The 25,563-nt window shown below is 69.7% G+C and carries 19 protein-coding genes and 2 pseudogenes; 13 read left to right on the plus strand and 8 right to left on the minus strand.

Going from position 1 to position 25,563, the window contains the following annotated elements:
• Window positions 1–488: 488 nt before the first annotated feature.
• Complete coding sequence (locus CLT74_RS03145) at window positions 489–2,639, plus strand: FtsK/SpoIIIE domain-containing protein (protein ID WP_486582694.1); 2,151 nt, start codon at window positions 489–491, stop codon at window positions 2,637–2,639.
• Window positions 2,640–2,741: 102 nt separating this feature from the next.
• On the opposite strand, the gene CLT74_RS03150 is transcribed toward CLT74_RS03145, so the two are convergent.
• A complete protein-coding gene (locus CLT74_RS03150; RefSeq protein WP_486581948.1) occupies window positions 2,742–3,212 on the minus strand; it encodes an alpha/beta hydrolase in 471 nt (156 codons plus the stop codon).
• Between the two features lie 175 nt (window positions 3,213–3,387).
• Here CLT74_RS03150 and CLT74_RS03155 point away from each other — a divergent pair, with 175 nt between their 5' ends.
• Both CLT74_RS03155 and CLT74_RS03160 read left to right on the plus strand, forming a co-directional pair.
• The gene (locus tag CLT74_RS03155; RefSeq protein ID WP_099851187.1) at window positions 3,388–4,332 is read left to right on the plus strand and encodes a C45 family autoproteolytic acyltransferase/hydrolase; all 945 of its coding nucleotides are present in this window, start codon (window positions 3,388–3,390) and stop codon (window positions 4,330–4,332) included.
• A 269-nt stretch (window positions 4,333–4,601) separates the two neighbouring features.
• Window positions 4,602–5,795 carry a tetratricopeptide repeat protein gene (locus tag CLT74_RS03160; RefSeq protein WP_099845192.1) on the plus strand — a complete coding sequence of 398 codons (1,194 nt, stop codon included), beginning with the start codon at window positions 4,602–4,604 and terminating at the stop codon, window positions 5,793–5,795.
• Window positions 5,796–6,101: 306 nt separating this feature from the next.
• Here CLT74_RS03160 and CLT74_RS03170 read toward each other — a convergent pair.
• Together CLT74_RS03170 and CLT74_RS03175 are read right to left on the minus strand one after the other, a co-directional pair.
• Window positions 6,102–7,336 (minus strand): annotated as a pseudogene (locus tag CLT74_RS03170) (DUF2254 domain-containing protein).
• 84 nt (window positions 7,337–7,420) lie between these two features.
• Window positions 7,421–8,305, minus strand: coding sequence for a mechanosensitive ion channel family protein (locus CLT74_RS03175; protein ID WP_158240195.1), 885 nt, complete (start codon window positions 8,303–8,305; stop codon window positions 7,421–7,423).
• Window positions 8,306–8,788: 483 nt separating this feature from the next.
• On the opposite strand from CLT74_RS03175, the gene CLT74_RS03180 reads away from it, so the two are divergent.
• Window positions 8,789–9,076, plus strand: a complete 288-nt coding sequence (locus CLT74_RS03180) for a hypothetical protein (RefSeq protein ID WP_486581949.1) — start codon at window positions 8,789–8,791, stop codon at window positions 9,074–9,076.
• A 309-nt stretch (window positions 9,077–9,385) separates the two neighbouring features.
• On the opposite strand, the pseudogene CLT74_RS31125 reads toward CLT74_RS03180, so the two are convergent.
• From CLT74_RS31125 to CLT74_RS03205, 5 genes and pseudogenes are all read right to left on the minus strand, one after another.
• Window positions 9,386–9,520: pseudogene (locus CLT74_RS31125) on the minus strand (methyltransferase domain-containing protein); the annotation flags it as partial.
• A 92-nt stretch (window positions 9,521–9,612) separates the two neighbouring features.
• Entirely contained in the window at window positions 9,613–10,374 is a 762-nt protein-coding gene (locus CLT74_RS03190) for an ABC transporter permease (RefSeq protein ID WP_099845197.1), read from the minus strand.
• Window positions 10,358–11,365 (minus strand): ATP-binding cassette domain-containing protein, encoded by a 1,008-nt coding sequence (locus CLT74_RS03195; RefSeq protein WP_099851189.1) that lies wholly within the window; start codon window positions 11,363–11,365, stop codon window positions 10,358–10,360. The genes CLT74_RS03190 and CLT74_RS03195 overlap by 17 nt, the downstream gene beginning before the upstream one ends.
• A gap of 2 nt (window positions 11,366–11,367) precedes the next feature.
• Window positions 11,368–13,107 carry a condensation domain-containing protein gene (locus CLT74_RS03200; RefSeq protein ID WP_099845198.1) on the minus strand — a complete coding sequence of 580 codons (1,740 nt, stop codon included), beginning with the start codon at window positions 13,105–13,107 and terminating at the stop codon, window positions 11,368–11,370.
• Window positions 13,104–14,876 carry a condensation domain-containing protein gene (locus CLT74_RS03205; RefSeq protein ID WP_099845199.1) on the minus strand — a complete coding sequence of 591 codons (1,773 nt, stop codon included), beginning with the start codon at window positions 14,874–14,876 and terminating at the stop codon, window positions 13,104–13,106. Before CLT74_RS03205 ends, CLT74_RS03200 begins: the two co-directional genes overlap by 4 nt.
• Before the next feature lie 331 nt (window positions 14,877–15,207).
• On the opposite strand from CLT74_RS03205, the gene CLT74_RS03210 reads away from it, so the two are divergent.
• The 9 genes from CLT74_RS03210 to CLT74_RS03250 all read left to right on the plus strand — a co-directional run bounded on the left by CLT74_RS03210 (window position 15,208) and on the right by CLT74_RS03250 (window position 25,422).
• The gene (locus CLT74_RS03210; RefSeq protein WP_099845200.1) at window positions 15,208–16,167 is read left to right on the plus strand and encodes a 3-oxoacyl-[acyl-carrier-protein] synthase III C-terminal domain-containing protein; all 960 of its coding nucleotides are present in this window, start codon (window positions 15,208–15,210) and stop codon (window positions 16,165–16,167) included.
• Window positions 16,168–16,178: 11 nt separating this feature from the next.
• A complete protein-coding gene (locus tag CLT74_RS03215; protein WP_099845201.1) occupies window positions 16,179–17,570 on the plus strand; it encodes a preATP grasp domain-containing protein in 1,392 nt (463 codons plus the stop codon).
• On the plus strand, window positions 17,563–18,954 hold the full coding sequence (locus tag CLT74_RS03220) for an alanine racemase (RefSeq protein ID WP_099845202.1): 1,392 nt from the start codon (window positions 17,563–17,565) through the stop codon (window positions 18,952–18,954). Before CLT74_RS03215 ends, CLT74_RS03220 begins: the two co-directional genes overlap by 8 nt.
• A 90-nt stretch (window positions 18,955–19,044) precedes the next feature.
• Window positions 19,045–19,302: an acyl carrier protein gene (locus CLT74_RS03225; protein ID WP_099845203.1), complete on the plus strand. Its 258-nt coding sequence runs from the start codon at window positions 19,045–19,047 to the stop codon at window positions 19,300–19,302.
• A gap of 37 nt (window positions 19,303–19,339) precedes the next feature.
• Window positions 19,340–20,188 (plus strand): hypothetical protein, encoded by an 849-nt coding sequence (locus tag CLT74_RS03230; protein WP_099851191.1) that lies wholly within the window; start codon window positions 19,340–19,342, stop codon window positions 20,186–20,188.
• A complete protein-coding gene (locus CLT74_RS03235) occupies window positions 20,185–20,787 on the plus strand; it encodes a hypothetical protein (RefSeq protein ID WP_099845204.1) in 603 nt (200 codons plus the stop codon). Before CLT74_RS03230 ends, CLT74_RS03235 begins: the two co-directional genes overlap by 4 nt.
• Window positions 20,780–22,012, plus strand: a complete 1,233-nt coding sequence (locus CLT74_RS03240) for an acyl-CoA dehydrogenase family protein (protein WP_099845205.1) — start codon at window positions 20,780–20,782, stop codon at window positions 22,010–22,012. The genes CLT74_RS03235 and CLT74_RS03240 overlap by 8 nt, the downstream gene beginning before the upstream one ends.
• Window positions 21,996–22,364 (plus strand): 4'-phosphopantetheinyl transferase superfamily protein, encoded by a 369-nt coding sequence (locus tag CLT74_RS03245; RefSeq protein WP_099845206.1) that lies wholly within the window; start codon window positions 21,996–21,998, stop codon window positions 22,362–22,364. The genes CLT74_RS03240 and CLT74_RS03245 overlap by 17 nt, the downstream gene beginning before the upstream one ends.
• A 61-nt stretch (window positions 22,365–22,425) precedes the next feature.
• On the plus strand, window positions 22,426–25,422 hold the full coding sequence (locus CLT74_RS03250; RefSeq protein WP_158240196.1) for an AAA family ATPase: 2,997 nt from the start codon (window positions 22,426–22,428) through the stop codon (window positions 25,420–25,422).
• Window positions 25,423–25,563: the final 141 nt, after the last annotated feature.

The raw sequence follows: 25,563 nt of genomic DNA on the forward strand, positions 1-25,563 counted from the left end.
GCGGTCGTGCCGAGAACAGTGCGAGTGATCTTGCCGTAAAAAATTGTGTTGCGTGCGCCGTGGCCTGCCCCGGTAATCCAGCCACCCGTATCCAGAAAGAAGCATCACTCGAGACCGGCGAGAAGAGCAGCCGCAGCGATTGCGACCGCGAGTAGACCGCCGGCTGCGCCACCCCCGACCAGGATGGCACGCGCCAACTTGCGCTCGTCTAGCCAGGCCAGTGCACCGGCTACGGTGCCCAAAAATGCGGCAGTGACAACAAAGATCGCGATCCAGATTAGTGTCAACGGCGATATCACGTTGCCCTCCTCCATGCTTGTAGTTGCCGGAATCAAATCGCAGATCCCAGTGGTGACGCCAGCGCGGAGGCCTGGAAAGGTGCGGAATGGGACAACAAAAAAATGTTGGTGGACGCTTCGGGACAACCCGGGACAGCGCGGGACGGCGTTGGAGCTTCGGCAGGTGTCGGATAGCCTCCCGGCGTGGAGATGACCGATGAACTCCGTGCCGCCCTGAACGCCGTATCCGACAAGGAAGACTTCGCGAAGTGCCTGACCCGATTGTGGATCATGGCGGATCGGCCGTCTTACCGCTCGCTGAGCGCGTCGGCGTTGCGCAGCGGCCAGTCGCTCTCCAAAACCACGATCGGCCAGGTCCTCGGCGGTCACGCCCTTCCCCGAAAGAACTTCTTGACAACGTTCTTGACCTGCTGTGGAGTCGGGATCGATGAGCACCTTGAATGGGAGCGGGCTTGGACGCGGCTGGCCCCGATCTACTACGCGCGACGAGCCAGCCCGCCGGAACCGGCCCCAGGCTGGCCGCTGCGGCCGCCGGCCGAGCGGCCCTCCGCAACGGCTGACGATCCGCATCATCCGGTCTTCCAGTTGATCGATCATCTGCGCCGGGAGCTGGTGCAGGTGAGTACGAAAATCGCCGAGGTCCAGCGAAACCTGGATCGGATTGATCCAAGGCAGCAATCATCGAGCGGGCAGTTACCTATCCAGGAAACGCTCGAATTCGTCGATCTGATAAGAGGCGAGTGGTGGAAGGAGTCGTCGGCGACCGGGCTGGTTGCGATCGTCGGTATCGACCCGCTCCGTGTTCCGGTCAAAATCGAACTGGGCGATCGACCGCCACACGGCCTGATCGTCGGCCCGAGCGGTTCAGGAAAGACGAATGTCATATTCGCCTTGCTGGCCGGGGTGTGTACGCGTTACTCGCCGGACGAACTCGAAATCTACCTGCTCGACTTCAAGGAGGGTGTCTCCTTCAACCGGTTCGCGCCCGACGTACACAGCGAGCCGTGGATCCCCCATGTCCGGCTGGTCGGCGTCAACATCAACTCTGATCCGGAGTTCGGTCTCGCGTTGCTCCAGCATCTGTCCTGGGAATTGCGGCGGCGAGCGGCGGCGGCGCGGCGGCACCACGCAACCACGATCGAGGAACTGCGTCGACGGGATCGGGAGGGCCACTGGCCACGGACGCTCGCCGTCGTGGACGAGTTCCAGTGGATGTTGGCTGGGCGACACGGTGTTGCCGCGGAATGCGCCAAGCTCCTCGAGGACCTAGCCCGCCGTGGACGTGCCATGGGTATTCACCTCATCCTTGCGAGCCAGGATATTTCCGGTGTGGAGGCGCTCTGGGGCCGGCCAGGCCTCGTGGCCCAATTTAGCCTGCGCGTGGCATTGCCCCGAGCACGTCGAGTGCTGGCCGACACGAACAGCGCCGCCTACGAAATTCCGCTGAACCACGCCGTGGTCAATCCCGACTCGGGCGGTCGCGACGCCAACCGGATCGTCCGGGTGCCGCTCGCGGACGACTCGGACGACTGGGCCGAGTTGCGTCGACGCCTCTGGGAGATGCGGTCTCCGGAAAGCGAACCACCGGTCGTCTTCGACGGCGATCTTGCGCCGAAGCTCGTCGACGTCCCCACCTTAGGTCTGCTCCAGCCGGGATCGCGGGTTGCCCCAGTAGCCGCCGTCGGCCACGCGATCGACGTGTTGGACCGGCCCGCCTTCGTTCGTCTCGAACGGCGGACCGGCCGCAATCTCGCCCTCGTTGGCAACCGTGACGACCTGGCGCACGCGGTAATCCGTGCGGCGGTCGCGACGCTGGCGCGGCAGTTTGCCGCCGGCGAAGCAAGATTCACCCTGGTCGGCCTAGATGACTCTGCACAGCATGACGCAATGCGGCTCCGACGAGACATCGACCGGCCGGATTTCGACGTGTACGGCCAACGTGACCTCGGCGGTGTTCTAGATCTCGCCTTCGGCGATCCGCTGCCCCACTTCCTCGTGCTATTTCCGCTAGACGCGCTTTCCGGCAGCGGCAACCCGGCGTCGGAGGAAGAGCGAGCCGTGTCGGACCACCTTGTCCGAATCCTCGACCGGGGTCCACTCCGGGGAGTTCACGTTATCGGATGGTGGCGGCGAGCAAGCCGGTATCGTGGACTATTTCGTATGGCTGACCAGTCCGAATTGATCACCGCGACGGTGCTGGTCGGCGCAGCGGCATCCGATCTAGGTTTGAACCCGCGGGAGGTGTTCGTACAGTCGGGACCTCCGCGACGGAATCGCGTTCTGCTCATCGACCTTGAGCACAATCCGTCATACCAAACGGTTGTGCCTTACAGGTTCTGATAAGCGAGGCGAGCCCGGCTGGTCGCCGATGCCGCGGTCAATCCGGGTGACGACGTGCGACTCGTGGGTGAAGTGCCAGTGGGCGCCGTCGCGCCGACGGCGTCAGGGGATGAGCCGGTCGAGCAACTCGAACCGCTCGTACGGCTGGTTGTAGTCGCCGAAGTGCCCGTCGTCGCGCACGATCTGCGTGCCGCCGAGTCGCTCGAACATGGCGCGTCCCTGCCTGTCGTCGCAGCCGTACGGATCCGTGCGGGAGTTGATGAAGTAGATGTCCCGCACGTGCGACCGGATCGCGGTCCAGTCATAGTCCTGTTGGAGAACCGGTTCCTCCTCGGTACTGGGCCGGGTGCAGTAGCCGGCAACCAGGATCGCCTGGGCGACGGTCACGTCCACATGCTCCAGGACCGCGAGTAGGAGGGCCGCGCCGCCGGAATGGCCCACGAGGACCGTCTCCCCGTCGAAGCTGTGCCGGCTCAGCACCTTCGGCAGGAACGTAGCAATCGGCTCGACGTTGATGCCCGGGTAGTGCGGCACCTCGACGGCGTATCCCCGGGCTGCGAGGCTCCCTGCCAACCAGGGATACCCGCATACGTTCGGGCTGCCACCGGTCCCTCGGCCACGCTCGCATTCAGCGACTTCAACCAGATCCAGCACCTGGCCGTCACCGATGGTGGCCACCTGGTGATTCACCCCGCAATTAGCTAGGTTGCCCTCACCTCGGCCGATTCTCACAGGGGGAGTGGCAGCCGTGCAGCAAGAGCACAAGACCTTTCAGGCGATCGAGGTTGGCGACGGCGGTGACGGGCGGTGGGCCGCCTACGCCCGGGGCCTGTGGCAGGAGATGGAGGGCCTGCTGACCGAGGAGGGCCGGACTCCGCAGGGCGCGGATCGTGTTCGGGCGCTGTTCCGTGCGCACCTGCCGGAACTGGTCCCGGTTCTGGACCGCCTGGCCGGCCAACTCGACCGGCCCGAGGCGGAAGTCTTCCTCACCCACGCGGCACTGCGACCGTTCTCCCAGGCGTGCACCCAGATCGGCAGGAACGGCACTCTGCTGCGCAACTACGACCTACGGCCCGATGAGTGCGAGGGGACCATCGTCTCCTCCTGCTTCCTGCGCCCCGTGATCGGGATGCAGGACGTGCTGTGGGGCTTGCTGGACGGGATGAACGACGCCGGTCTCGCGGTCTCGCTCACCTGGGGCGGACGTTCCGTCTACGGACGCGGCTTCGCCATTCTCATCCTCGTGCGCTACCTACTGGAGACGTGCGACACCGTCGATGAGGCGGTCGACAGGCTGCGGTCCCTACCGGTCGCCGTCCCCCAGAACCTCACCCTTGTCGATCCCACCAAGGCGGTGACGGTGTTCGTGGGGCCGGACATGTCACCGACGGTGGCGCCGGATGCCTGCGCCGCCAATCACCAGCACCTGCCGGTGACCGACGAGCAGGAACGGGCCATGCGGACGCAGGAGCGGCTACGCGCCATCCGCGCCGCGGGCGCGGACGTGGCGGCGATGCTGAAGCCACCGCTTTATCGATCCGTCGACGAGCAGGGCTCGAGAACGCTCTACACAGCCCGCTACCGGCCCGTCGAGGGCCGTGTGACGTACTACTGGCCCGGCGAGTCCTGGGAACAGTCCTTCGGCGACTTCGCACCCGGATCCCGCACCGTGACCTTGGGCCGGACCAGCTGAGAGGCTTTCCGGACCCCTGCTCACCCCTGCATGAAGATCCTGCAAGAACGTGATGTCACCCGCCGTCGACAGGCCCTCCCTCGGCCCGCCCCGCGTCTCTCGCTACATAGTTACCAATCCACAGGTCTTGACAATTGCTCCCGCGAATCGATCGTCACCTTGCGTAACGGCGATCTGGCGCAGCGCGCGGATCAGCGCTCGCTACGAACGTCGTGGCGTGCTGGGTCCTCCGGAGCCCCTACACTGCCGAAGCCCCTACACTGCCGCCCGTGGCGTTGACGGCGTACGAGCAGGGTTTGTTGGCTGTTGAGCGGCGGGAGTACGCGGCGGCCCGGGAGCTGCTGGAGCTGGCTGGCGACGACCCTGACGCGCTGTTGCTGTCAGCTCAGCTTGCCGGAGAAGGGCTCGGCGGGCCAGCGGACCCGGCCAGGAAGCTGTCGCTGTACGAGCGTGCCGCCGAGCTGGGCAGCGCGGAGGCCGCATACAACCTCGGGGCGATCCATGCGAACGCGCAACGGTACGCGGTCGGGTTGAACTGGTACCGCCGCGCGGCGGACCTCGGCGATTCCGGGGCCCTTCGTATGGCCGGCACCATGTACGCCATCGGGCAGGGTGTCACGGCAGACTTCGTCGAAGCGGAACGGCTCCTGCTGGCGGCCGCGGTGACCGACGCAGGTCAGGTCTCGTTCGACCTCGGGACGCTGTACGCCGGTCAGCGGCATGACCCGGTCCTGGCGGCGCAGTGGTTCCTGCGGGCGGTGAAGGAGGGGGACACGCGAGCGCAGCGGCAACTGGAGTTGCTTGTGCCGCGTCTGCGTGAGCTGTCGGCGGATCAGAGCCGTGCCCGGACGATGCTCGGCGTCATTCTGGCGTTTCACCTCGACGAGCAGGTCGCCGGTGCTGAGCTGCTGGAGGCCGCCGCCGACGACGGTGACCCGGAGGCGCAGCGCTCGCTGGCGTTTCTGCTCGACGGTGGCGCCGACGGGCTGGGCGACACGACCCGGGCGATGGCGCTGTATCGGGCGGCGGCGCAGGCCGGTGACGGTTACGCGGCCTACAACCTCGGCGTCAGGGAAAGCGATCACCATGAGGCTGTGCGGTGGCTTCGGCGGGCAGCGGAAGCCGGAGTGCATGAGGCATACCCGCATCTCGCGAACCACCTCAGCGAGCTTGACATCGATGACGAGGCGTTGCGGTGGTACGTCCGGGGCGCCGAGATCGGGCACCCGGGTTGCATGTTCGCGGCAGCCTGCTGGTACCGAGACGGCTTCGGTGGTCCCGTCGACCTCGTCCAGGCGCTGCGTTGGTACCTCGCCATGCTCAGCGCCGGCAATGGCGACGGCATCCATGAGGCACACAAGATCGTCCCGATGATGACGGACGACCAGATCCACGAGGCGGGTCGCCTCGCTGGACGGATCTCCGAAGCCGACGTCTTCGTCACTCGCCGACACCCGGCTTGACCGCCGCCCGACGTACGGCCGTCGGCCCACCAGCGATCCTCACGACCGAATGCGCGCTCATGCCGGCGAGCCGCGCGCTACGCAGCGTCCCGCCGAGCCGGTCCGGGTTCCGTCCGGACGTGCCGATGACATGATTCCCACACGCGGCGAGGCGGGCCCCGCCGTTCGGGCGCCTCTCCCGCTTCTTCACGGCCAAGCATGCCCACGCCGGGCTCGCTGAGATCCTGTCGTACCGGCTCCGGCCAGAAGGAATCCGGTGGGTTCCCCCCGACCGGGTGGTCCTGACCTGACTTTGCTTCACTCCCGTCAGTGGCGGTCGCCATCCTGTAGTGACAGCCGACGTCCAATGGCCACCTGGTGGATAGGAAGGGCGATTGACGCCAGATCGCGGACGACGGTGTCGAGTAGTCGTTTTACCCGGGGTTGCTGGTTGGAGATGAGCCGGATGTCGTCGACGATCGTTGCCAGGTATGTGTCGTACGGGATGTTGATCATCTGGACGCGGAGGGTGCCGTCGTCGTCGCGGACGACGTGGATGGGGTTGGGTCGGGTGGCGAGTCGGCGGAGGAGGTCGTGGGCCTCCTGTAAGGCCCGTACGGCGGTGGTGACGTCGTTGACTGCCGGAGACAACGCGCGTTCGGCGATGTCGGCCAGCTGCCGGAAGCCGAAACCGATGTCCTGGCCCGGGGAACGCTCCACGCTGAGGGTCACGCCCTGCTCGGCTCGATCCGCGGGCACCGGGCGGGGTGTGCCGCGGGTTGTTGCGTGCACGCGTAACAGCGGCGCTCCGGCGACGACGAAGTCACCCGGTGCGGGGACCACGGTGATGGTGCAGTCGTACTCCCGGGCCAGCCGGGCGAGCAGCGCGAGATCGACGTTGCTGACCATGCCGGGTTCCGTGGCCGGCACGGTCTGCGTCACTTCGCCGGTTACCGCTGGCTGCGGCTCGTCGGATGTGGGGAGTTCTGCGATCGATCGCCGGGACTGCGCGCCGATGGAGCCGATGATGTGCGACACCCGCATGACTGTGGTGATGTGGTGCAGGTAGTAGATGAAGGTGCCGCTGCTGGCGAGGACGAGAGCTATCGACACCGCGAGGGACAGCTCCGGCAGCCCTTGATCTTCGCTGTCCGGCAGCGCGGCCAGCACCACCATCGCGAACAGGAAGGTGGCGACGAACGTACCGAGTGTGGCCTGGATGATCCGGTCTTGCAGGAAGGTCCGCAGGACTCGGGGGAGTACTGGCTGCTGGCCAGTTGCAGGGCAACGATGGTGATGGAGAAGACCAGCGCGGTGAAGGAGATCATCGCCGTGATGATCGATGACAGGAGCGACCGGGCGCCGGCGGGCCCACTGGGCACGATCCCCCGAAGGGAAGATCGAGCTGGAGTTCCAGCGCCGACAGTCCGATCGCGGCGGCCACTGCTCCTGTCGAGAAGGCCGCCGGCACGATCCAGAAGCTCTCCCGTATGCCGGCCAGCCGCGCGGACGCGGTACGGGGCCTGCTCATGATCGGCAGCTCTTGGTCGCCACCTGCTCATCGTGGCGCACGCTGGGGGGCCGCGCCCTGTCCATCGACGTCGACTAGGGTCCGGCACCGGCGCTGCTGGTACTGGCGGCGGTCGTTAAGGATCGTCGGGTGAGGGTGCTGCCGGGCGGGCGGTAGCTGCCGATGCCTGGGCTGCGTGGATGGTGATGTCTTGCGTCACGGAGGCGACCCGGATGCTGTTTTCGGTGAAGCGGTCGAGCACTCGTCGGGTGAGCTGGTCCTTGACCTGTCGGGCGGCGCGTACCGGCACCACGAAGCGGGCGGACAGCTCGATCCAGTTCGGGGTGGCGCGGACGAAGACCCGAGGGTTCACCTCGGCCTCCGCTACCGGGTAGCGGTGGCGCATCTGCTTGATCGCGTGCTGCGCCTCGGCTGTCGAGGAGATGTGCTGCGCCTCCTCGCACAGGATGCGTTCGGCCAGGTGCCAGTCGGCTTCGTAGGGGACCGGTAGGGTCAGTTCTTCCCACAGGTGGTCGAGCACCGTACTGCTGTTGAACACCGGTGCGGTGAACACGAAACGGTTCGACAGGGACACGACCCGGCCGGTGTACTGGCGGCCGCGGATCCAGGACTCCGGATCGGAGGAAGAACCGCTCTCCAGGATCCGGGTACGTAACGGGGTGATGTCCAGGACGTCGCCACGTACGCCGCACATCTGGATGCGGTCACCGACGCGGAACTGTCGGCCGGTGAGAATGCTGACCCAGCCGGCGAATGCGCCGAGGACCTCCTGCAGGGCCAGCGCGAGACCGGCGGCGAGCAGGCCGACGACCACGCCGACCCGGCCAGCGAACGGCCGCCACAGCAGCGCCAGCGCGAACAGCAGCGCTACGACGGTCAGATAGTGCACTGCCTTGCGGAGGTAATAACGATTGGTGGTGTCCTTCACCCTCATCGTGGTCAGGCGACCAGCAAGGGCGGCGACAACGAGCGCGAGCAGGGCCAGGACGAGGCTGGTCACGAGGCGACCGTTCACGCTGCTGGTGTCCCACAGTATTTCCAGGAACCGCGCCATGGTGCTTGCCCATCGTTCTCAACGGCGACCGGCCCCTGCATGTCCGTCGCGTCTTTCACCATAGGCAGCCGCCGACGACGAATCATCGGAATGCGCTGTACGCCATCCGGGCCGGTGGCCCCTCAGGACGAGATCGGTTCGCCGGTAGCGCTCGGTCGTCGGGTCCGCTACCCCGTCTTGAGGCGATCGGTCGGGGGACGGAGAGGCGCCGGGGCCCGCCGGGCTGGCGGTGGTGGGGCTACTCAGAGCAGGCGTGTCCTGTAGGGGCTGTCGGCCGCCGAAGCTGCGGGTTCGGCGACGGGTCTAGGTCGGGCCGGGGCCAACCCACGGGGTGAGAGCAGATCAAGGTCGCTTCCCGTGGCCGTTCGCGCCACGGCTCGCTCAGTAGCGTGGCGTGAACGAGCGCGGTCCGGGGTAGCCTGGGCCTATATGGCTACCTATCGCACCGCCTCAGTGCTCCTCTCCTCGGACGGCACCAGGACCCCCGGCACCGCCGCGCTCTTCGCCGAGCCCGCCCGCAAGGGTGGGCCCCCGCCGTGGGCAGGTGACTTCCGACCCGCCAACGACGCCGGCAATGGCCCCAAGAACGCGGTCGGGAAGACCTTCACCTTGGAGCTGCCTGACGGCAGCACCGGCAAGGTCGTGGTCCAGAGCCTCAAGCGCGGGAAGGGAGGCGTCGTGCTGGCGTTGATGGGCGAGGACGCACCCCCCTTCTGATCAGCACATTGGTCGCCGCCGACGCCATCGGTCGGAGGCGGCCGCCGTGCGGCCCTGTCGATGGCGTACGGCTCATGGGGCCCTGGCCAGCAGGATCGCCTGATCTTCCCGCTCCTCGCCCTCCGCACGCCGCACCAGGCGGCACAGTTCCCGCAGGCCGACAGCCTCGATCTGGGGAAACGACGTGATCCGTCGTGTAGAGATGGCGCTCGAGCTCGATCTCATGGCCGAGCTGGCGGTATGCCCGGTACACGTCGCGGGTGCCTCCGACGGACTGGAATCCGACGAGCAGATGACCGGCCGGGCGGAGAACCCGGGCGGCCTCTGCTTGCGTCGGGCCATGGCGACCATGCCCGGCGACAGGTCGACACCGTCCACCGAACAACCGCGTTCGGTGAGGTACTGACTCATCCGGCCGGTGCCACATCCTGCATCAAGGACCTGCTGCCAGGGACCTACGTGGCCGGCTCAACGAGCGGCTCCACCGGGGACCTGTCGGTGAGACGTTCGCCGGGAAGTCGTCGAGCCGGATCGGGTCAGGCGCTCTGCCGCAGGTAGGTACGTACGCCGAGCAGCACCGACAGCACGCTGATCGACAGGGCGACCAGGACTGTCGACAGTACGGCCGCGCTGAACACCTCACCCTGGAACGCGCTGCGCATGCCATCCACGATGTACCGGAACGGGGTGAGCCGGGAGACCAGGTCCAGCCAGCGCGGAGCGAAGGACATCGGTAGCAGCACCCCGGACAGCAGCAACAGCGGCATCAGGCCGGTGTTGAGGGTGGGGCCCAACGTGTCCTCGCTCTTGACGGTAAGCGCGAGAGCGCAGGACAGACAGGCCAGGCCGAGGGAGAGAAGCGTGACCACGCCGATCGCCACCAGCACACCCGGCACCGACGCGCGCAGGCCCAGCGGCAACGCCACCACGACCAGCAGCACCGCCTGCACCACCAGCAGCGCGACGTCACGCAGCACCCGGCCGAGCAGCAACGCCACCCGGCTCACCGGAGTGACCCGCAGCCGCTCGATCACCCCTCCGCGCCACTCGGCGATCACTCCGAAGCCGACGAAGGCGGAGCCGAAGAGGCAGAGTTGCACGAGCACCCCCGGCACGTAGGTCTGCCAGGCGCGCTCCGGTGCCACGCCGGTGATCGACAGGGTGCTCGTCATCAGCGGGCCGTAGAGCACCAGGAAGGCCACCGGCTGGGAGAGCCCGATGACGATCCACAGCGGGTTGCGCATGGAGATGCGTAGGTGGCGCTGGAACACCAGCAGGATGTCAACGAGCAGAGACATGGTCCGCCGCCTCGGTGGTCGGGATGGGGGACTGCCGGTCTTGCGGGTCGTCGCGCAGTTCGCGGCCGGTGAGGCTGAGGAAGACGTCGTCCAGACTGGCCCGCGCCAGTTGCAGGGCACGGACACCGATGCCCGCGCCGGACAGGGCGGTGATCACGTCGGTGATCCCCTGTTCGGCGTCGGCCAGCGTGACCTGGATACCGCCCGTGCTCGTCACCGCGGCCTGCCGGACGCCCGGCAGTCCGGCCAGCAGCCGTTGGCTGGCGGCCGGATCGCCGACCACCTCCACGGTCAGCACGTCCGCGGCCAGCTGGCGCTTCAGGTTCGCGGGGGTGTCTTCGGCGACGATTCGCCCGTGGTCGATCACGAGGATCCGGTCGCAGAGCGCGTCGGCCTCGTCGAGGTAGTGGGTGGTCAGGAAGACGGTGGTGCCGTGGTCCTCGCGGAGCCGGCGGGTGTGCTCCCACAGGTTGTTGCGGCTGTGCGGGTCCAGGCCGGCGGTGGGTTCGTCGAGGAAGACGACCTGCGGATCGTGGACCAGGCCGAGCGCGATGTCCAGGCGGCGGCGCTGGCCGCCGGAGAGCGAGCCGACCGGCCGCTTACCCAGCCCGCCGAGGTCCAACCGTTCGAGTAGGTCGGCCACCCGGCGCCGGGCGGGTGCGACCGGGATCCGGTAGAGGCGCGCCTGCAGGAACAGTTCCTCGTCCACCAGGGCGTTGGGGTCGGTACCGCCGTACTGGGCGACGTAGCCGATTCGGCGGCGTACCTCCCGGGGAGCCGTGGCCAGGTCCGCGCCGGCGATCCGGGCCGTGCCACTGGTCGGGCGGAGCAGCGTGGTCAGCATCCGCAGGGTGGTGGTCTTGCCGGCGCCGTTGGGTCCGAGGAAGCCGACTATCTCGCCGGCCTCGACCCGCAGATTGACGCCTCGGACCGCCGCGACGCTCTGCCGGCCGGACCGGAACGTGCGGGTCAACTCGTTCGCTTCGATGATGCTCATGTCCCTGCCTCGCTTCCCGCATCCGCGGCCCGGCCGTCGCCCTCGGCCAGCACCGCCAGCTCCCGCCACGCCTGCGGATCAGTCGGATCGACGGGTGCGCCCCGGTGCAGGACGTATCGGTGTGGGGTGATCGCCGTGGGTGAGTCGACGAGTCGTCGTAGGCAGGCAAGGTGTGCCCGCGTGGGGTCGGTGATCTCGGCTACGGCGGCCAGGTGGGCGACGATGGTCGCGCCCTCGGGTCCTTCGTCGGTCACGAAGGCTCGGGCCGGCCCGGGCAGGGCTGCTTGCAGTACCCGGTTGACCTCGCTGAGCTGGATCCAACTGTGGTCGACGAAGTGCCAGTCGCCGTCGCGGGGGATCGGGTCGATGCCGGCGAGGGCGCCGAGGTCGTCCAGGGCGATGTTGCCGGTGGCCGCCGCGGCGAGCACCCGTTCGGTGCCGAGCAGCAGCGCCTCCATCTCCGCGTCGGGAAGGTACCGGTTGTCCCCGGTGATCAGTTCCAGGATCAGCGCCTGCTCGGTCCGGACCAGGTGGAACAGCAGCAGGTTGGTGAAGCCGGTCGGCGTCCACCAGTCGATGAAGGTCTCCGTGGTGGCCACCGTCGGCAGATCCGGCGGGGCGTTGCCGGAGATGTTGTTGAAGACGCCGTCACGGACCATCGGCATGCCGCGCTCGTGCGCGATGCGGTCGTGCGCGCGTTGCAGCGCCTCGGCGTCGAAGACACTGTTCCGGTTGGCCCGCAGCAACGCGGTCCCGGCGTGCCGCACCAGTGCGTCGTAGTCGGGCTGGTCGACGTCGAGGCTGATCAGGCCGTCCTGGGACACGGTGCCGACGTAGTCGCGCAGCGGTACGCCGAGCCGGTTGGCGGCGGGGGAGTAGAGCACCACGTGCCGCTGGCCGGTGCGGAGGGCGAGCACGGCGGCGAGTGCGGCGAGCACCGCCATGGCCCGGCTCGCGCCGGTGCGGGCGGTGATCCGGTCCAGCGCGGCGGCTGCCCGTGACGAGTGCAGGTCCGCGCTGCGTGGCGTGGGCGTTGTCGACGGCTCGACACCTGTGGTCGGTCGGGGCAGTACGCAGCGGGGGCGCCGCCGCAGGATTCCGGACCAGTACCGCAGCGCCGCGTCCGCCTGCCGCAGGCCCTTCGGTGAACGTTCCCGATCGGCCCGGTCCAGCGGCTGGTGCGGTGGTGCGTCCCCGTCGGTCACGGTCCCGGTGAGCAGCCCGGTGAAGCGTTCGCCCAGCACCGTCATGCTCACGTAGTCGGCGGCCATGTGTGAGTAGACCGCGACCACCGCGTGCACCAGGTCGCCGTCGGCCGCCACGGCGAGGCGCAGCGGCAGATCTCTGGAGAGGTCGAATGGGCGCGCACGCAGCTGGGCGATCAGCTCCCGGGCCAGCGTCGTGCCGTCGGGCTGGGCCGGTCGTTGGTGTATCTCGATCGGCAGGTCGACGGTACGCGCCACGCGCTGCACCGGACCGTCCGGCGCGTCGTGGTAGGTGGTGCGCAGCGACTCGTACCGGCGGACCAGCGCGCTCAGGGCGGCGCAGGCGCGCTCGAGTGTGGTCCCCGCCGGCACCTTGAAGATCCACTGCACCAGGCCGAGGAAGTGGTCGTCGGTGAGCGCAGAGATCCATTGCAGTGCGTTTGCCTGACCGAGGGTCAGTGGGCCCTGCGCCTCGCGGTCGCCGTCGACGCGTAGGCGGATGGTACGGACGGTCTCACTCGGGGCGGTCATCGATGGTCCTCCGTGGATGCGCGGCCGTCACCGCGGGCCAGCACTGGCCGGGAACGCCAGGCCGCCAGGTCGGTGAGGTCGGTCGGAGCCGAGTCGTGCAGGACGTAGTGGTGCGGGGCGGCCACGGCGTACCGGCCACCGAGGTGGGCCATGCAGGCCGTGTGCGCCTGGCGCGGGGTCCGGACGCCGTCGGTGGCGAGCAGGTGCGCGGTCAGCCGGTGCCCGTCACCGTCTGGGTCGGCCGTCGCGTACGCCGGGGTGCCGAGTGCCTCGCGCAGCAGGGTCTGAACCTCACTGAGCTGCACCCAGCTGACCCCCACGCGCACCCAGTTGCTGTCGCGGGGCACCGGGGTCAGTCCGCTGAGGTCAGGCACGTCCGCCAGGCGCAGCGGCCCGGCACCGGCGGTTACGAGGACGGTTTCCATCCCCCGTAGCAGTCCGGCGATCTCGGGCTGGGGCACGTGTCGGGTGTCACCGGTAGTCAGGCCGACCACCAGAGCCGGCTGGGCGGCGATCAGCTGGAGCACCAGGCGGTTGGGAAAGGGCGGCGCCGGCATCCAGGTGAGAGTGCTGTGCTCGGCGGCCCCCGCCGTGGGCGACCAGCGCAGATCGGGGGGATCCAACGGGGGCAACTGGACATTTGTCGTCTCGTCGGTACCCGAGGGCAGGTGGGCGCTGATGTTGTTGAAGACGCAGTCGCGGCTGAAGTCCATGCCCTGCTCGTCGTTGATCTGGACGGCATGGGTGACCAGTTCGGTCACGTCGAAGATGCTGCTGCGGTTGGCTCGCAGCATGGCCGCGCTGGTCCGCCGTACCAGTTCATCGAAGGTCGGTCCGGTCACGTCGACCACCACGAGGCCGTCCTGGGCCAGTGTGCCGACGTAGTCGCGCAGCCGGGAGGTGAACCGGTTGCTCGACAGTGAGGCGAACACGCAGCGGGACTGGCCGACTCGCACCGACAACACGGCGGAGAACGCGGCCAGCACGGCGGCCGCCGGACTGGCCTGCGTCCGGGCGGCGATCCGGTCGAGGGCGGCGGCGGCGGACGAGGAGCGCAGGGCGGCGCTGGCCGGGCCGTCGCCGTCGCCGACCGGCGGCAACGCCATCAGGCACTGGGGTATCTGGCGCAGGTGTTGGGTCCAGTACCGCAGGGCCGCCGCGGTTCGCCGCCGCCCGCGCGGCGAGGTCTCCTCCGCCGCCTGGTCGAGCGGCTGGTGCCGCTCGGCGCCGACGGACCGGTTGCCGGCGGCGCCGATCAGCTCGGCGAACTCCCGACCAAGAATGGCCATACTTCCATAATCAACCGCCATGTGTGAATAGACGGTAACCGCTGCTAGTGCTTTATCCTCAACCAGCGCGATCGCCAGACGTACCGGTAATTCATTGGCCAAGTCGAACGGTTTCTGGCGGAGCTGGTCGATCATCCGCTGGGATGTCAGTTCCGTGTCGGCGGATGCGTCTACCTGGTGAATTTCGGCCGCGAGGACCCCGCTACGCAGGACCCGTTGACGCATCTCCCCGTCGTGCTCGTGAAAGGTGGTACGCAGCGACTCGTGCCGGGCGAGCAGGATGGCGAAGGCCTCCACCACGTCCGCGACGGGGGTGTCGGCCGGCAGTGGCAGCTTCCACTGCAGAGTGGCCATCGGATTGGACACGTCTGTTCGCATCCACTGCCAGGTGTTGGTCTGGCCGCAGGTGAGGGGTCCTTCGCCAGCCCGGAGACCCTCGAATGAGATCTTCATCCGGTCGGCCAGCGTGGGACTGGACATCGGGTCTCCCGTTCGTCGGCGATCGGCGTGGCTGTCGCCCACCCTCGCCCGCGCGGCTCCGTCGTAGGTAGTCGGGAAAACCCCATTGTTGGCCGGGCACGGGGCGCGAACGCGGTCCGTACGTCCCGTTCGGTACGAATTGCCAGGGGTTTGGCGATGAATGGTCGGCAAAGCGAGTGAATTGTCTGCTCTGGATTACAATCGGCAACGTCTCTTTTAGCCGGTCTTCTTGGGGCCCTCGGGATACTGGGGATTCCCCCATTGCTCGCCCTGTGACCGGCTCCTAACGTAGTGGCGTCTGACGATCAATAAATGACCGGAGGATTGCCCCATGACCACGCTGGCACCGACCCGGTCCGATGTGGTGCTGCGCCGGATGGAGGCGTACGCACCGGAGCGCTCGGTCACCGTGGAGGAGATCGCGGCAGGGCTGGGCCTGAACCGCTACCAGACCCGGCTGTTCCGCCGCATCCGCGGGCTGGACCGGTTGCGCATCGACCCCGACCTAGGGCTCTTCGACCTGGTCTGCCCGCCGGCCCAGGCCCTGCTGTCCACCGTCGAGGAGCGCGACCGCATCCGTTACCTGATCTTCGCGCACACCGCGCAGGACCTCACCCCGACCACCCTGGTCGCGGCCGACACGCTGCGTGAGCGCCTCGGCCTCACCAACGCCGAGGCGTTCGCGGTGACCCAACACGCCTGCGCCAGCGGCCTGCTCGCCGTCGATATCGCCGGTGAGCTGTTGCGCGCCGACGGGGACCCCTCCGCCCTCGCGCTGGTGCTCACCGGCGAACAGCCGTTCACCAGGGCGATCCAGGTGCTCTGGAACACCTCGATCATCGGCGAGGCGTCCTCCGCCTGCCTGATCGGACTTGGCGGTGCGGGCACCCGGGTGCTGTCGTACGCCTCCCGCACGGTGGGCGAGTTCTTCGACGGGTACCAACTCGCCGGGGAGGCACTGCACCGCTTCGGCAGCACGTACCACACCCACCTGGCCGAGGTGATCCGGGAGGCGCTGGACGACGCCGCGCTGGACCTGGACGACATCACCACGGTCATCCCGCACAACGTCAACGTCTCCTCCTGGATCACCATTTGCGCCACCCTGGGGCTGGACCGGGACCGGGTCTTCCTGGACAACGTCGGGGAGTACTCGCACTGCTCCTGCGCGGACCCCTTCCTCAACCTCGCGACGCTCGCCGGCCGTGGCGCGCTGGTCGCGGGAGGCCGTTACCTGGTCACCGCCGTCGGCCTGGGCGCCACCTATTCCGCCATGGTCGTCGAGTGCTGAGGGAGCCGAACATGTCCACCGGATACCTACGCAAGCTGAAGCGCGCCCTGACGGGTTCGGCCGATACACCGCTGGTGCTGCTGTGCAACTTCGAGGCCGAGGCCCAATGGGCCCGCAACCACGTGGGACTGCCCGTACCATCGGGTGCCACCCGCCCGGTGGTCGCCGCGATGGAGGAGCTGGGGGTGCTGCTCGCCGGCGCGGGCGACACGATTCTGCTCAGCCGCCCACTCGACCCGGACTACCGGGACTACCTGACGCGGCAGGGCCTGGCGTTGCCCACCATGCTGGTGCCCGAGAACTGCCGGCCCGACCGCTCCACCACCGCGAACGCGCTGGACTCACCGGTCCTGCTCGATCGGCTGCGCCAGCTCGGTGCGGCCGGTGCCCACCTCCTGCCGATGGGTACCACCTCCGACGAGGAAGAGTTGGCCCGGCGCAGCGGCCTCACACTGGCCACCCCGGCCGCCGCGGTGGTCGAGCGGGTCAACAGCAAGATCTACGGTCGGCGGCTGGCCGAGGCGGCCGGCCTGCGACCCGTACCCGGAGTCTGCTGCGAGACCCGGCAGGAACTGGCCGAGGTGCTGACCCACCACCGGCGCCGGCTGGAGTCGGGCGAACCACTCGTCGTCAAGGACGCCTACGGCGTCTCTGGCAAGGGACTGCTGGTGCTGGAGAACCCCGGGCGGGCGGCGCAGTTGCTGCGCATGGTGGACCGTCGGGCCGCGCGCACCGGGGACGACCGGATACACGTGGTGGTCGAGGAATGGCTGCCCAAGCGGTGCGACCTCAACTACCAGATCACCATCGCGCGGGACGGGCGGGCCGAACTCGACTTCGTCAAGCAGGCGCTGACCGCGCAGGGTGTGCACCAGGGCCATCTCATGCCGGCGGAGCTGAGCGACGGGCAGTACCGGCAGATCGAGTACGCCGCCGGTGCGGTCGCGGACCGGCTGTACGCCGACGGCTACCACGGCGTGGTGGGTGTCGACGCCATCGTCGGCGCCGACGAGACGGTCTACCCGGTGCTGGAGATCAATGCCCGGCTGAACATGTCGACGTACCAGGGCGGGGTCACCGAGCTGTGCCAGCCGCCCGGGACCGTCGCGCTGGCCCGGCACTACCCCCTGCGGCTCGCCGCGCCCCTGGAGTTCGACGCCGTACGTCGGGCACTGGCCACGGTGGCCACCACGCGGGACACCGAGCGGGTGCTGGTCACCTGCTTCGCCACCGTCACCGCCAACGCGCTGCTGCCCGTCGGCGCCGGTGGCCCACCGGAGCCGTTCGACGGCCGGCTGTACGCCCTGCTGGTCGCCGCTGACCGGGACCGGCTCGATGACCTTGACCGCGCGGTCCAGGCCGCCGTCACCACCTTGTCCGTTGCGGAGGAGAGCCATGCCTGAAGCGGCCGTCGAAGGCCACACCGTCCAGGGCCTGCCCGTCGCCGAACTGGCCGAGCGGTACGGCACGCCGCTGTACCTCTACGACGGTGAGGTCATCCGCGAGACGTACCGACAGCTGCGGGATCTGCTCGACTCGTCGGTCGAGATCTACTACTCACTGAAGGCCAACCCCAACATCAGCGTTTGTGCGTTGCTGCACTCCCTGGGCGCCGGCGCCGAGGTGTCGTCCCTGGCTGAGCTGGTGACCGCCCGCCGGGCCGGGGTGCCGGCGCGGGACATCATCTTCCTCGGCCCCGGCAAATCGGCGGCGGAGTTGGCCGCCTGTATCGAGCAGCGCATCGGCGCGATCGTGTGCGAGTCGCTCGACGAGGTCAGCACCGTCGACGCGATGGCGGCGGCGCTGCCCGACGCCCCCGGCGAGCCGCTGCGGGTCATGTTGCGGGTCAACCCGTCGTTCGCCACCAAGGGCTCCCGGCTGGCCATGGGAGGCAAGCCCCGGCAGTTCGGCATCGACCAGGAACGTGTCGCCGAGGCCGGCTCGACCCTGCGCGCGCTGCGCCACGTACGGGTGATCGGCCTGCACGCCTACATGGGTACCCGCATCCTCGACGCCGCTGACATCGCGCACAACACCCGCAGCGTGCTCACTGCGGCGGCGGAGCTTGCCACCGCGCTGGGCCTGCCGCTGGACGTCGTCGACGTCGGTGGCGGTTTCGGCGTCCCCTACTTCGACAACGAGTCCTCCCTCGACATCGAGGCGGTGGCCGAGGGTGTCAACTGCGCCGTGGCGCGATTCCGCGACGAACACCCCGACACCCGGGTCATCACCGAACTGGGCCGCTATCTGGTCGGCTGGGCGGGGACTTACGTGGTCCGGGCACGCTACGTCAAGGCGTCGCGCGGCGAGTGGTTCGTCGTCGCCGACGGCGGCACCAACCACCACATGGCGGCGGTCGGCATCGGCAGCTTCGTCAAGCGGAACTTCCCCATCCGGTCGCTGAGCCGTCCCGCCGACCCGCCGGCGCACGACTACACCGTCACGGGTCCGCTCTGCACCCCCAACGACGTCATCGGCAAGAAGGTGCCGCTGCCCGAGGTCCGCCCGGGCGACCTGATCGGTGTCGAGCGCTCCGGCGCCTACGGGCCGAGCGCGTCTCCGGTGCTCTTTCTCAGCCACGGTCACCCGTCGGAGGTGCTCGTCCTCGACGGCGTGGCGCACCTGGTCCGCCGCGCGGACACCGTCGAGGACCTGCTCCGGCCGCAGCACCTCGTCGTGCCGGCCGCACCGGTCGCGAGCGCGTCGCCGCCGCCGCGCCCACCGTCAGCCGCTGCCCCACCGGAGTCGTCGTCCGCACCGGTGCCCGCCGGACGGGCAGCGACCTGAGCCCGTCCCACCGCCGTCGGGGTGACCGCCGCCGACCCCAGCAGTCCCGCGTCACCCGGTCCGCGGACCGGGTATCCGAGAGGAAGAAACATGGAACGCCACGAGATCGTCGAGAACATCCGGGCCGCGCTGACCGAGGTGCTGATGCGCGACTTCGGTCCGCTCGCCGAGGGAACCCGGCTCTTCGAGGACATGCACCTGGACTCCACCGCCATTCTCGAACTGCTCATGGCGCTGGAGGACAACATCGGCATCGAGGTGGATCCCGAGAACCTGGACATGGACGACTTCCGCACGGTGGGCACCCTGACGGACTTCCTGGAGCGTGCGCGGAAGGTGAGCTCCTGACCGCCGCGCTCACCGCCCCATCACCGAGGACGTGGTCATGTCCCTGACCCTGCGCGGCGCGGCAGCGCTCGTACGCCCCGACGACCTCCCCTACGAACCCGACGAGGCTCTGCTGGCCTACCACCGGGATCTGCTCGCGCCGTACGGCATCGAGGTCGACGAGGACCTGATGAAGCAGTCCCGGAACATCGGGTTCCGCGAACTGGCCGAGGAACTGATGGACCGGTGCCCGAGTCCGTTCGGGCCGCCGGACCTGTTGATCCTGGCCTACGGCCTGCCCGACCGATATCCCCTCAAGACCGTCACCACGCGGCTCAACGCCCTGTTCGGCGGGCGCAGCCACAGCTTCGCCGTCTCCGAGCAGGGCCTGCAGGCGCCGTTCACCGCGTTGCGCGTCGCCGACGCGTACACCCGGTCCGGCAAGAAGGCCAGCCTGGCCCTGTTCGTCTGCGAACAGACCACGCTGCCGTACCGGGATCCGCTGGTGCACGACACCCCCCTGCTGGACAGCGGCGTCCTGCTCTACTTCGACACCGACTCCCGATCCGGTTTTCGCTTCACCGCAAGCCGGGCGGCCGGCGCGGACGTACCGCTGGGTGACCTGCTGGCCGGCCACCGCACGGCGCTGCCGCCGGGGCCGACGCTGCTGGTCGCCGGTCCGTGGCCAGCGGACGATCAGCTCAGCGGCGTCGATCTGCCGGTGCACCGCTGCCAGCCCGGCGGCTACTGCACAAGCGTCTGGCTGGACCTGGCCCGTCACCACGAGGAATGGGCCACCCGCTACGCCAACCTCGTCCTCTGTGACACCGATCCGCGGACCGGACGCAGCCAACTCGCCGTACTGTCCAACGCCGGCGCGCCCGAGCGCAGGGAGGCCCGACCATGAAACCCGCACCCCCCGCGTCGCCGCAGGCGGCGGGGACGCCCTACCCACTCGTCCTGGACACGCTGCACGGTCGGGTGGCACCCGGCCGGCTGGTCGCGTCTCCCACCGGCCATGTTCTCGCCTCCACGGTGGCACTGCCCGACGCGCCGGCCGGGCCGCTGACCCGCTTCGGCCTCGCCGTCGCCGAGGCCACCCCCGAGTCCGCCTTCGGCGAAGGACCGGCCGCCGACCGCTTCGCGGTGGCCCTGCTGGCGGCGCACCGCGAACTGCTCGACGCCACCCTCACCCACACGTTGCGTCACCTCGAAGGACGCACCTCAGGGAACACCACGCTGCTGGCCAAGCAACTCGTGGCCGGACAACTGGCCGACATCGCGCTGCGGCTGGCCGAGGACACGGCCGTTCCCGAGGCGCGTCGGCACGCCGACCGGCACGCGCGTTGGCGCTGTCACCTGCGGCTGGTCGACATCGGCCGGGACCTGCTGCGGTTGCTTGGCGCCAGCGGTTTCCTCGCCGACGGACCCGCCGGCGACCTGCACCTCGCCGAGGTGGTCGGCAACGTCTACCTGCACGCCGACACGGAGGACGCCGATGAATGAGCTTCGCGAGGCCGCCGCGCCCGCCGGGACGGACCTGCTCGACGAACGCACCCGGGAGCTGGCCCACTACTGCGCGGCGATGACCGGGCGGTTACGCGCGATCGGCATGCGGCTGGACCAGGATCCGGACGTCATCACCCAGTTCCTGCACGAGCCGGAGGTGCGCTTTCCCGTCCAGGGGATGCTGCCGCCGGAGTACCGGACGGTGGGAGAGTTCCCGGCGCGGCTGGTGGAGGTGAGCAGCACCGTCCTCGGTCAGGTGGTCGCCACCGAGCAGGTGTCCTACGGCGATCCCAATGTGCTCCTGGCCAGCCCCGGGCCGTCGCTGTCCGGCGGGGCCGTCCAGGCGCTGGCCGACGAGCAACAGCGGAAGCGGTACTTCGGTCGGCTGGCGTCCAGCCCCACCCACACGTTCTTCGCCCTGACCGAGCCCGGCAAGGGCTCGGCCGCGACGGAACTGGAGACGACGCTGACCCCGGCGCCGGGGGGCGGGTGGCTGCTCAACGGGGTGAAGTGCTACATCGGCAACGGTGCACGCGCTCAACTCGGTGTGGTGTTCTGCCGGCGCGCACCCGGGCCGTGGGGCATCGAGGCAGTGCTGCTGGACACCAGCGCGCCGGGGTTCAGCGGCGAACTGCTGCCCACCGTCGGCCTGCGCGGCGCGCGGATCAGCCGGCTGCGCTTCCAGGACGTCACGGTGGCCGACGAGGACGTGCTCGGGGCGCAACGGTCACCCAGCCGCCGAGGGCTCTACGGTGCCACCTACATCCTCTACCGGTTCCGCCCGGGCATCGCGGCGATGGCGATCGGCTGCGCGCAGGCCGCCTGCGACTACCTGGTCACGCACCGCCCGACGCTGCCCCGGCGCGACCGGCACCGACTCGACAGCATCCTGGACCGCATCGCCGCGGTCCGGCACCGGACGTACGCGGTGGCCAGCGACATCGACGCCGGTGCCGTCGACGTGGCCGGCATCGGCGCGGTCAAGGCGCGGGCGGCGCGGGTCGCCGAGGACGCCACCCGACTCGTGGCCGAGCTGCTGGGTCCGGCCTGCCTGATCGAGCATCCCTGGGTCGAGAAGACCTACCGCGACGTGCGGGCGTTCGAACTGATGGAGGGAACGACGAACCTGCACGCCATGTCGGTCTTCCAACGACTGCTGCGGGACCGGACCGCCCCGCAGCCGGTAACGGAGCGGGCGGTCGACGGTGCGGCTCGGAATTGACCTTGTCGCCCTGGACGAACTGGACCGCCTCCTGCGCCGGGGCTGGTTCCTGCGGTACTTCTTCGCGGCCGAGGAACTGGCCCAGGCCGAGGCGCTGGGCGACAGCCGACGTCGGGAGTACCTGGTGGGGCGGTTCGCCGCGAAGGAAGCCGTGCTCAAGGTTCTGGGCACGGGCCTGTTCGAGGGGGTCGCCCCCCGGGACATCGCGTTGCCGCGTCAGCCCGGCGGGTCGCCAAGCGTCATGTTGCGGGGCAGTGCCGCTCAGGCAGCGCGGTCGGCCTCGATCACCCACGTGACCGTCTCCGTCACCCACAAGCGGGACCTGGTCGCCGTGGTCGCCGCCGGATGGTGACGCCCGTTCGGTGACCAGCACCGGAACCCCGCCGTACCGTCCCGTCCCTGAGGAGCACACATTGACCCGGTCCTCGATTCGTTCCGGCCATCGGCACCAGCGGAGGTCGGAGCTGTCCCGACCGGCAGGCTGGGCGTTGTCGTCCCTGCCGCCCGGCCCGCCGGCGGTGGTCGACGAGCACCGCCGGCCGTTGGTGGGCCGGGAGCGGGAGATCGCGGCGCTGGCCGCGGCCGTGGCCGCCCTACTCGACGGCACGGGACGAATCGTCGAGGTGACGGGGGAGCCGGGGATCGGCAAGAGCCGGCTGTTGGACCAGGTGGCCGCAGTGGCGCGAGAACACGGCGTACAGGTGCTCGCCGGCCGGGCACCGGTACCCGGTTCGGACGTGCCGATGGCGGCGATCGTCGACGCGCTGGACCCGTACCTGCCCCAGGTCTCCCAGGCCCGGTTGGCCGAACTCCGCTCCGATCACGCGCAACTGCTCAACGACACCTTTCCGTCGCTGCGCCTGCCGGGCGCCCGTTCACTGGCGCCGGCCGGGGTGCCGGCGGGCGCCCGGCAGTTGCGCGCCCTACGGCTGTTGCTGGAGACGCTGGCCGCCGAACGGCCGACGCTGATCACGATCGACGACCTGCACAACGGCGACCGGGCCACCATCGATCTGGTCTGCCACCTGCTCGACGCGCCCCTGCGTACGCCGTTGCTGCTGGTCATCGCGCATCGCCGCCGCCAGTCGCCGGCCAGGCTGCGGCTGGCGTTGGACACCGCCGGACAGGTAACCCGCATCGAGGTGACGCCGCTGGAGCGGGCGCACCTCGACGAGTTGACCGAGTTACCGCTGTCGGCTGGTCAGCGTGCCGTGTTGCACGAGCTGTCGGAGGGCAACCCGCAGTACCTGTCGGCGTTGCTGGCCGGCGCCCTGCCTCATGGCCCGGCGAGTGAACACGTGGAGCTGGGAGCGCTCCCAGCTGAGGTGGAGGCCGCGTTGGCCGCCGAACTCGAACTGCTGTCCCGCGCGGCCCACCTGGTGGCCTCGGCCGCAGCGGTGCTCGGGCCCGAACCGGTCGACACCGGCCTGCTGGCCGAGGTAGCCGGGATCGCCGCCGAAGAGGTGCCGGCCGCCATCGACGAACTCGTCGCCGCCGACCTGCTGCGCCCAGTCACCGGCAGTGGGTGCTTCGCCTTCCGACATCCCGTGGTCCAACACGCGGCGTACCTCACCACCGACGCCGGCTGGCGCCTGACCGCGCACGCCCGCGCGCTGGCGGAGCTGCGTCGCCGCCGGAGCAGCGCCGCCGCCCAGGCACCGCACCTGCTGCGGTTGGCGGTGCCGGGCGACATGGTCGCCGTCGAGGTACTCAGTGAGGCGGCCACCGCCGTGCTCGACCTGGCCCCGCACACCGCCGTCCGGTGGCTGGGTGCCGCGATCCGGCTCTCGCCGAGCAGCGCGAACCCTAGCGAGTCCCGCGTGATGCTCACGGTGCGACTCGGCCAGGCGCTGGCCGCAGCCGGCCATCCGAGAGCCGCCCGAGCGGTACTGCACGACGCCCTGCGGCTGCTCGACAAGCGCCCGTCCGCGTACCGCACCACGGCGACCCTGCTCTGCGCCCAGGTCGAACGCCAGCTCGGCCGGCACGGGGCAGCGGCGGCGTTGCTACGCACCGGTCTGACGCGACCCGACGAGGCCCAGCCGGCGGACCGGGCGGCGCTGGCACTCGCGCTCGGCGCGGTGGAACTGACAAGCGGCCGGGCCGGGCAGGCACGCCGGTGGGCGGCAGCCGCGTTGGGCGCTGCCCGCCGCGCCACGACCATCCCGGGGGCGGTACGGGCGCACGCGCTGGGTCTGCTCGCGGCGGCGAGCCATCTGCGGGGCAACCGCGCCGCCGGCGGCGAGACCAACCAGGCCACGTTGCAGCTCAGCACCACGCTGGACGCCGAACTCGGTGACGAGCCGGAGAGCGCCCTGTGGGTCGGCTGGAGCGAGATCCTGCTGGACCGCTCCGACTCCGCGGTGCACCACCTCAGCCGGGCCATCGATGTCTCGCCCGGAGCCCGGAGCTACTTTTCCCTGCTGCACCTGTTGTGCACCCGGAGCCTGGCCCACCGGTGCGCCGGGCGGCTGGCGGAGGCGTCCGCCGACTGCGCCGAGGCGCTACGACTGGCGTCCGGCACACAGTTCCGGGAACTGCACGTCGCGGCCGAGGCGATGGGTCGACTGCTGACCGTCTGGAGTGGAACCGAAGAGGTCGCACCAGCCGTGGTTCCGTACACCCTGGACCTGCCCGCCTCCGGCTGGCCGGGCAGGCTGGCGCTGAGCGCGAACGCCGAGACGCTGCTCGCGCTGGGGGATGCCGCCGGGTGCCTGGCCGTGGCCGCGACCGCCGGACTGCCCGAACTCGAACCCTGGGCGCAGGTCGGCTGGTACGAACTGTTGACCCGGGCCACCCTGGCCGAGGGCGATCCGGACGCAGCGGCGGAGTGGGCGCAGCGCGCGTACCAGGTGGCCGAGCGACTCGGTCGGCCGGGCCGCAGTGCGCTGGCCGCGTCCGCGAGGGCCCGGGTGCTGGCGCTGCGGGACCCCGCCGCCGCCGCCGAGGCGGCTGCAGCCGCCGCAGAGACGCTCACGCGGGTCCGAATGCCGCTGGACGCCGCGCAGGCCCACATCGTGGCCGCGAGAGCGCTGGTGGCCGACGGCGACCCGGATCGGGCCGTTGCGACGCTGCGGCTGGCCGAGGAGATCTTCGACCGCTGCGGTGCCGGTCTCTTCACCCGCCAGGTGAACACCGAGCGACGGCGGCTGCTGGCGGGCCGCTCGGACGGCGCCCGGCGGGCCCGCCGCCAAGGCGGCTCGCCGACCCTGACTCGGCGGGAGACCCAGGTGGCGGCCCTGGTCAGCGAAGGGCTGACCAACCGGCAGGTGGCGGCCCGCCTGTTCGTCACCCAGAAGACCGTGGAGATGCACCTGTCCCACGTGTACGCCAAGATGGGCGTCACCAACCGGGCCGCCCTGGTACGCCGCTTCCACCTCGGCGGGCTCGCGTCGGCACAGTCCTCCTGACGCGCTTCCGAAACACTCGAACGGTGAACCTGCCTGAGTCGTCCAGGAGACCGCGATCGCCCGCCCACCCAGGGTCGGTGGGTTGGTCGAACACGCCGGCAGGTCCGGATGACGCTGGTCGGCAAGGTGCGCGTGGTCGCG

It is taken from the genome of Verrucosispora sp. CNZ293, assembly GCF_002754655.1.

Excerpts from the sequence above, each read along its gene's own strand:
- CLT74_RS03210 (WP_099845200.1), top strand. The coding sequence starts at position 15,208 with ATGACCACGCTGGCACCGACCCGGTCCGATGTGGTGCTGCGCCGGATG.
- CLT74_RS03220 (WP_099845202.1), top strand. The coding sequence starts at position 17,563 with ATGCCTGAAGCGGCCGTCGAAGGCCACACCGTCCAGGGCCTGCCCGTC.
- CLT74_RS03190 (WP_099845197.1), bottom strand. The coding sequence starts at position 10,374 with ATGTCTCTGCTCGTTGACATCCTGCTGGTGTTCCAGCGCCACCTACGC.
- CLT74_RS03180 (WP_486581949.1), top strand. The coding sequence starts at position 8,789 with ATGGCTACCTATCGCACCGCCTCAGTGCTCCTCTCCTCGGACGGCACC.
- CLT74_RS03200 (WP_099845198.1), bottom strand. The coding sequence starts at position 13,107 with ATGACCGCCCCGAGTGAGACCGTCCGTACCATCCGCCTACGCGTCGAC.
- CLT74_RS03230 (WP_099851191.1), top strand. The coding sequence starts at position 19,340 with ATGTCCCTGACCCTGCGCGGCGCGGCAGCGCTCGTACGCCCCGACGAC.
- CLT74_RS03215 (WP_099845201.1), top strand. The coding sequence starts at position 16,179 with ATGTCCACCGGATACCTACGCAAGCTGAAGCGCGCCCTGACGGGTTCG.
- CLT74_RS03225 (WP_099845203.1), top strand. The coding sequence starts at position 19,045 with ATGGAACGCCACGAGATCGTCGAGAACATCCGGGCCGCGCTGACCGAG.
- CLT74_RS03235 (WP_099845204.1), top strand. The coding sequence starts at position 20,185 with ATGAAACCCGCACCCCCCGCGTCGCCGCAGGCGGCGGGGACGCCCTAC.
- CLT74_RS03205 (WP_099845199.1), bottom strand. The coding sequence starts at position 14,876 with ATGTCCAGTCCCACGCTGGCCGACCGGATGAAGATCTCATTCGAGGGT.
- CLT74_RS03145 (WP_486582694.1), top strand. The coding sequence starts at position 489 with ATGACCGATGAACTCCGTGCCGCCCTGAACGCCGTATCCGACAAGGAA.
- CLT74_RS03240 (WP_099845205.1), top strand. The coding sequence starts at position 20,780 with ATGAATGAGCTTCGCGAGGCCGCCGCGCCCGCCGGGACGGACCTGCTC.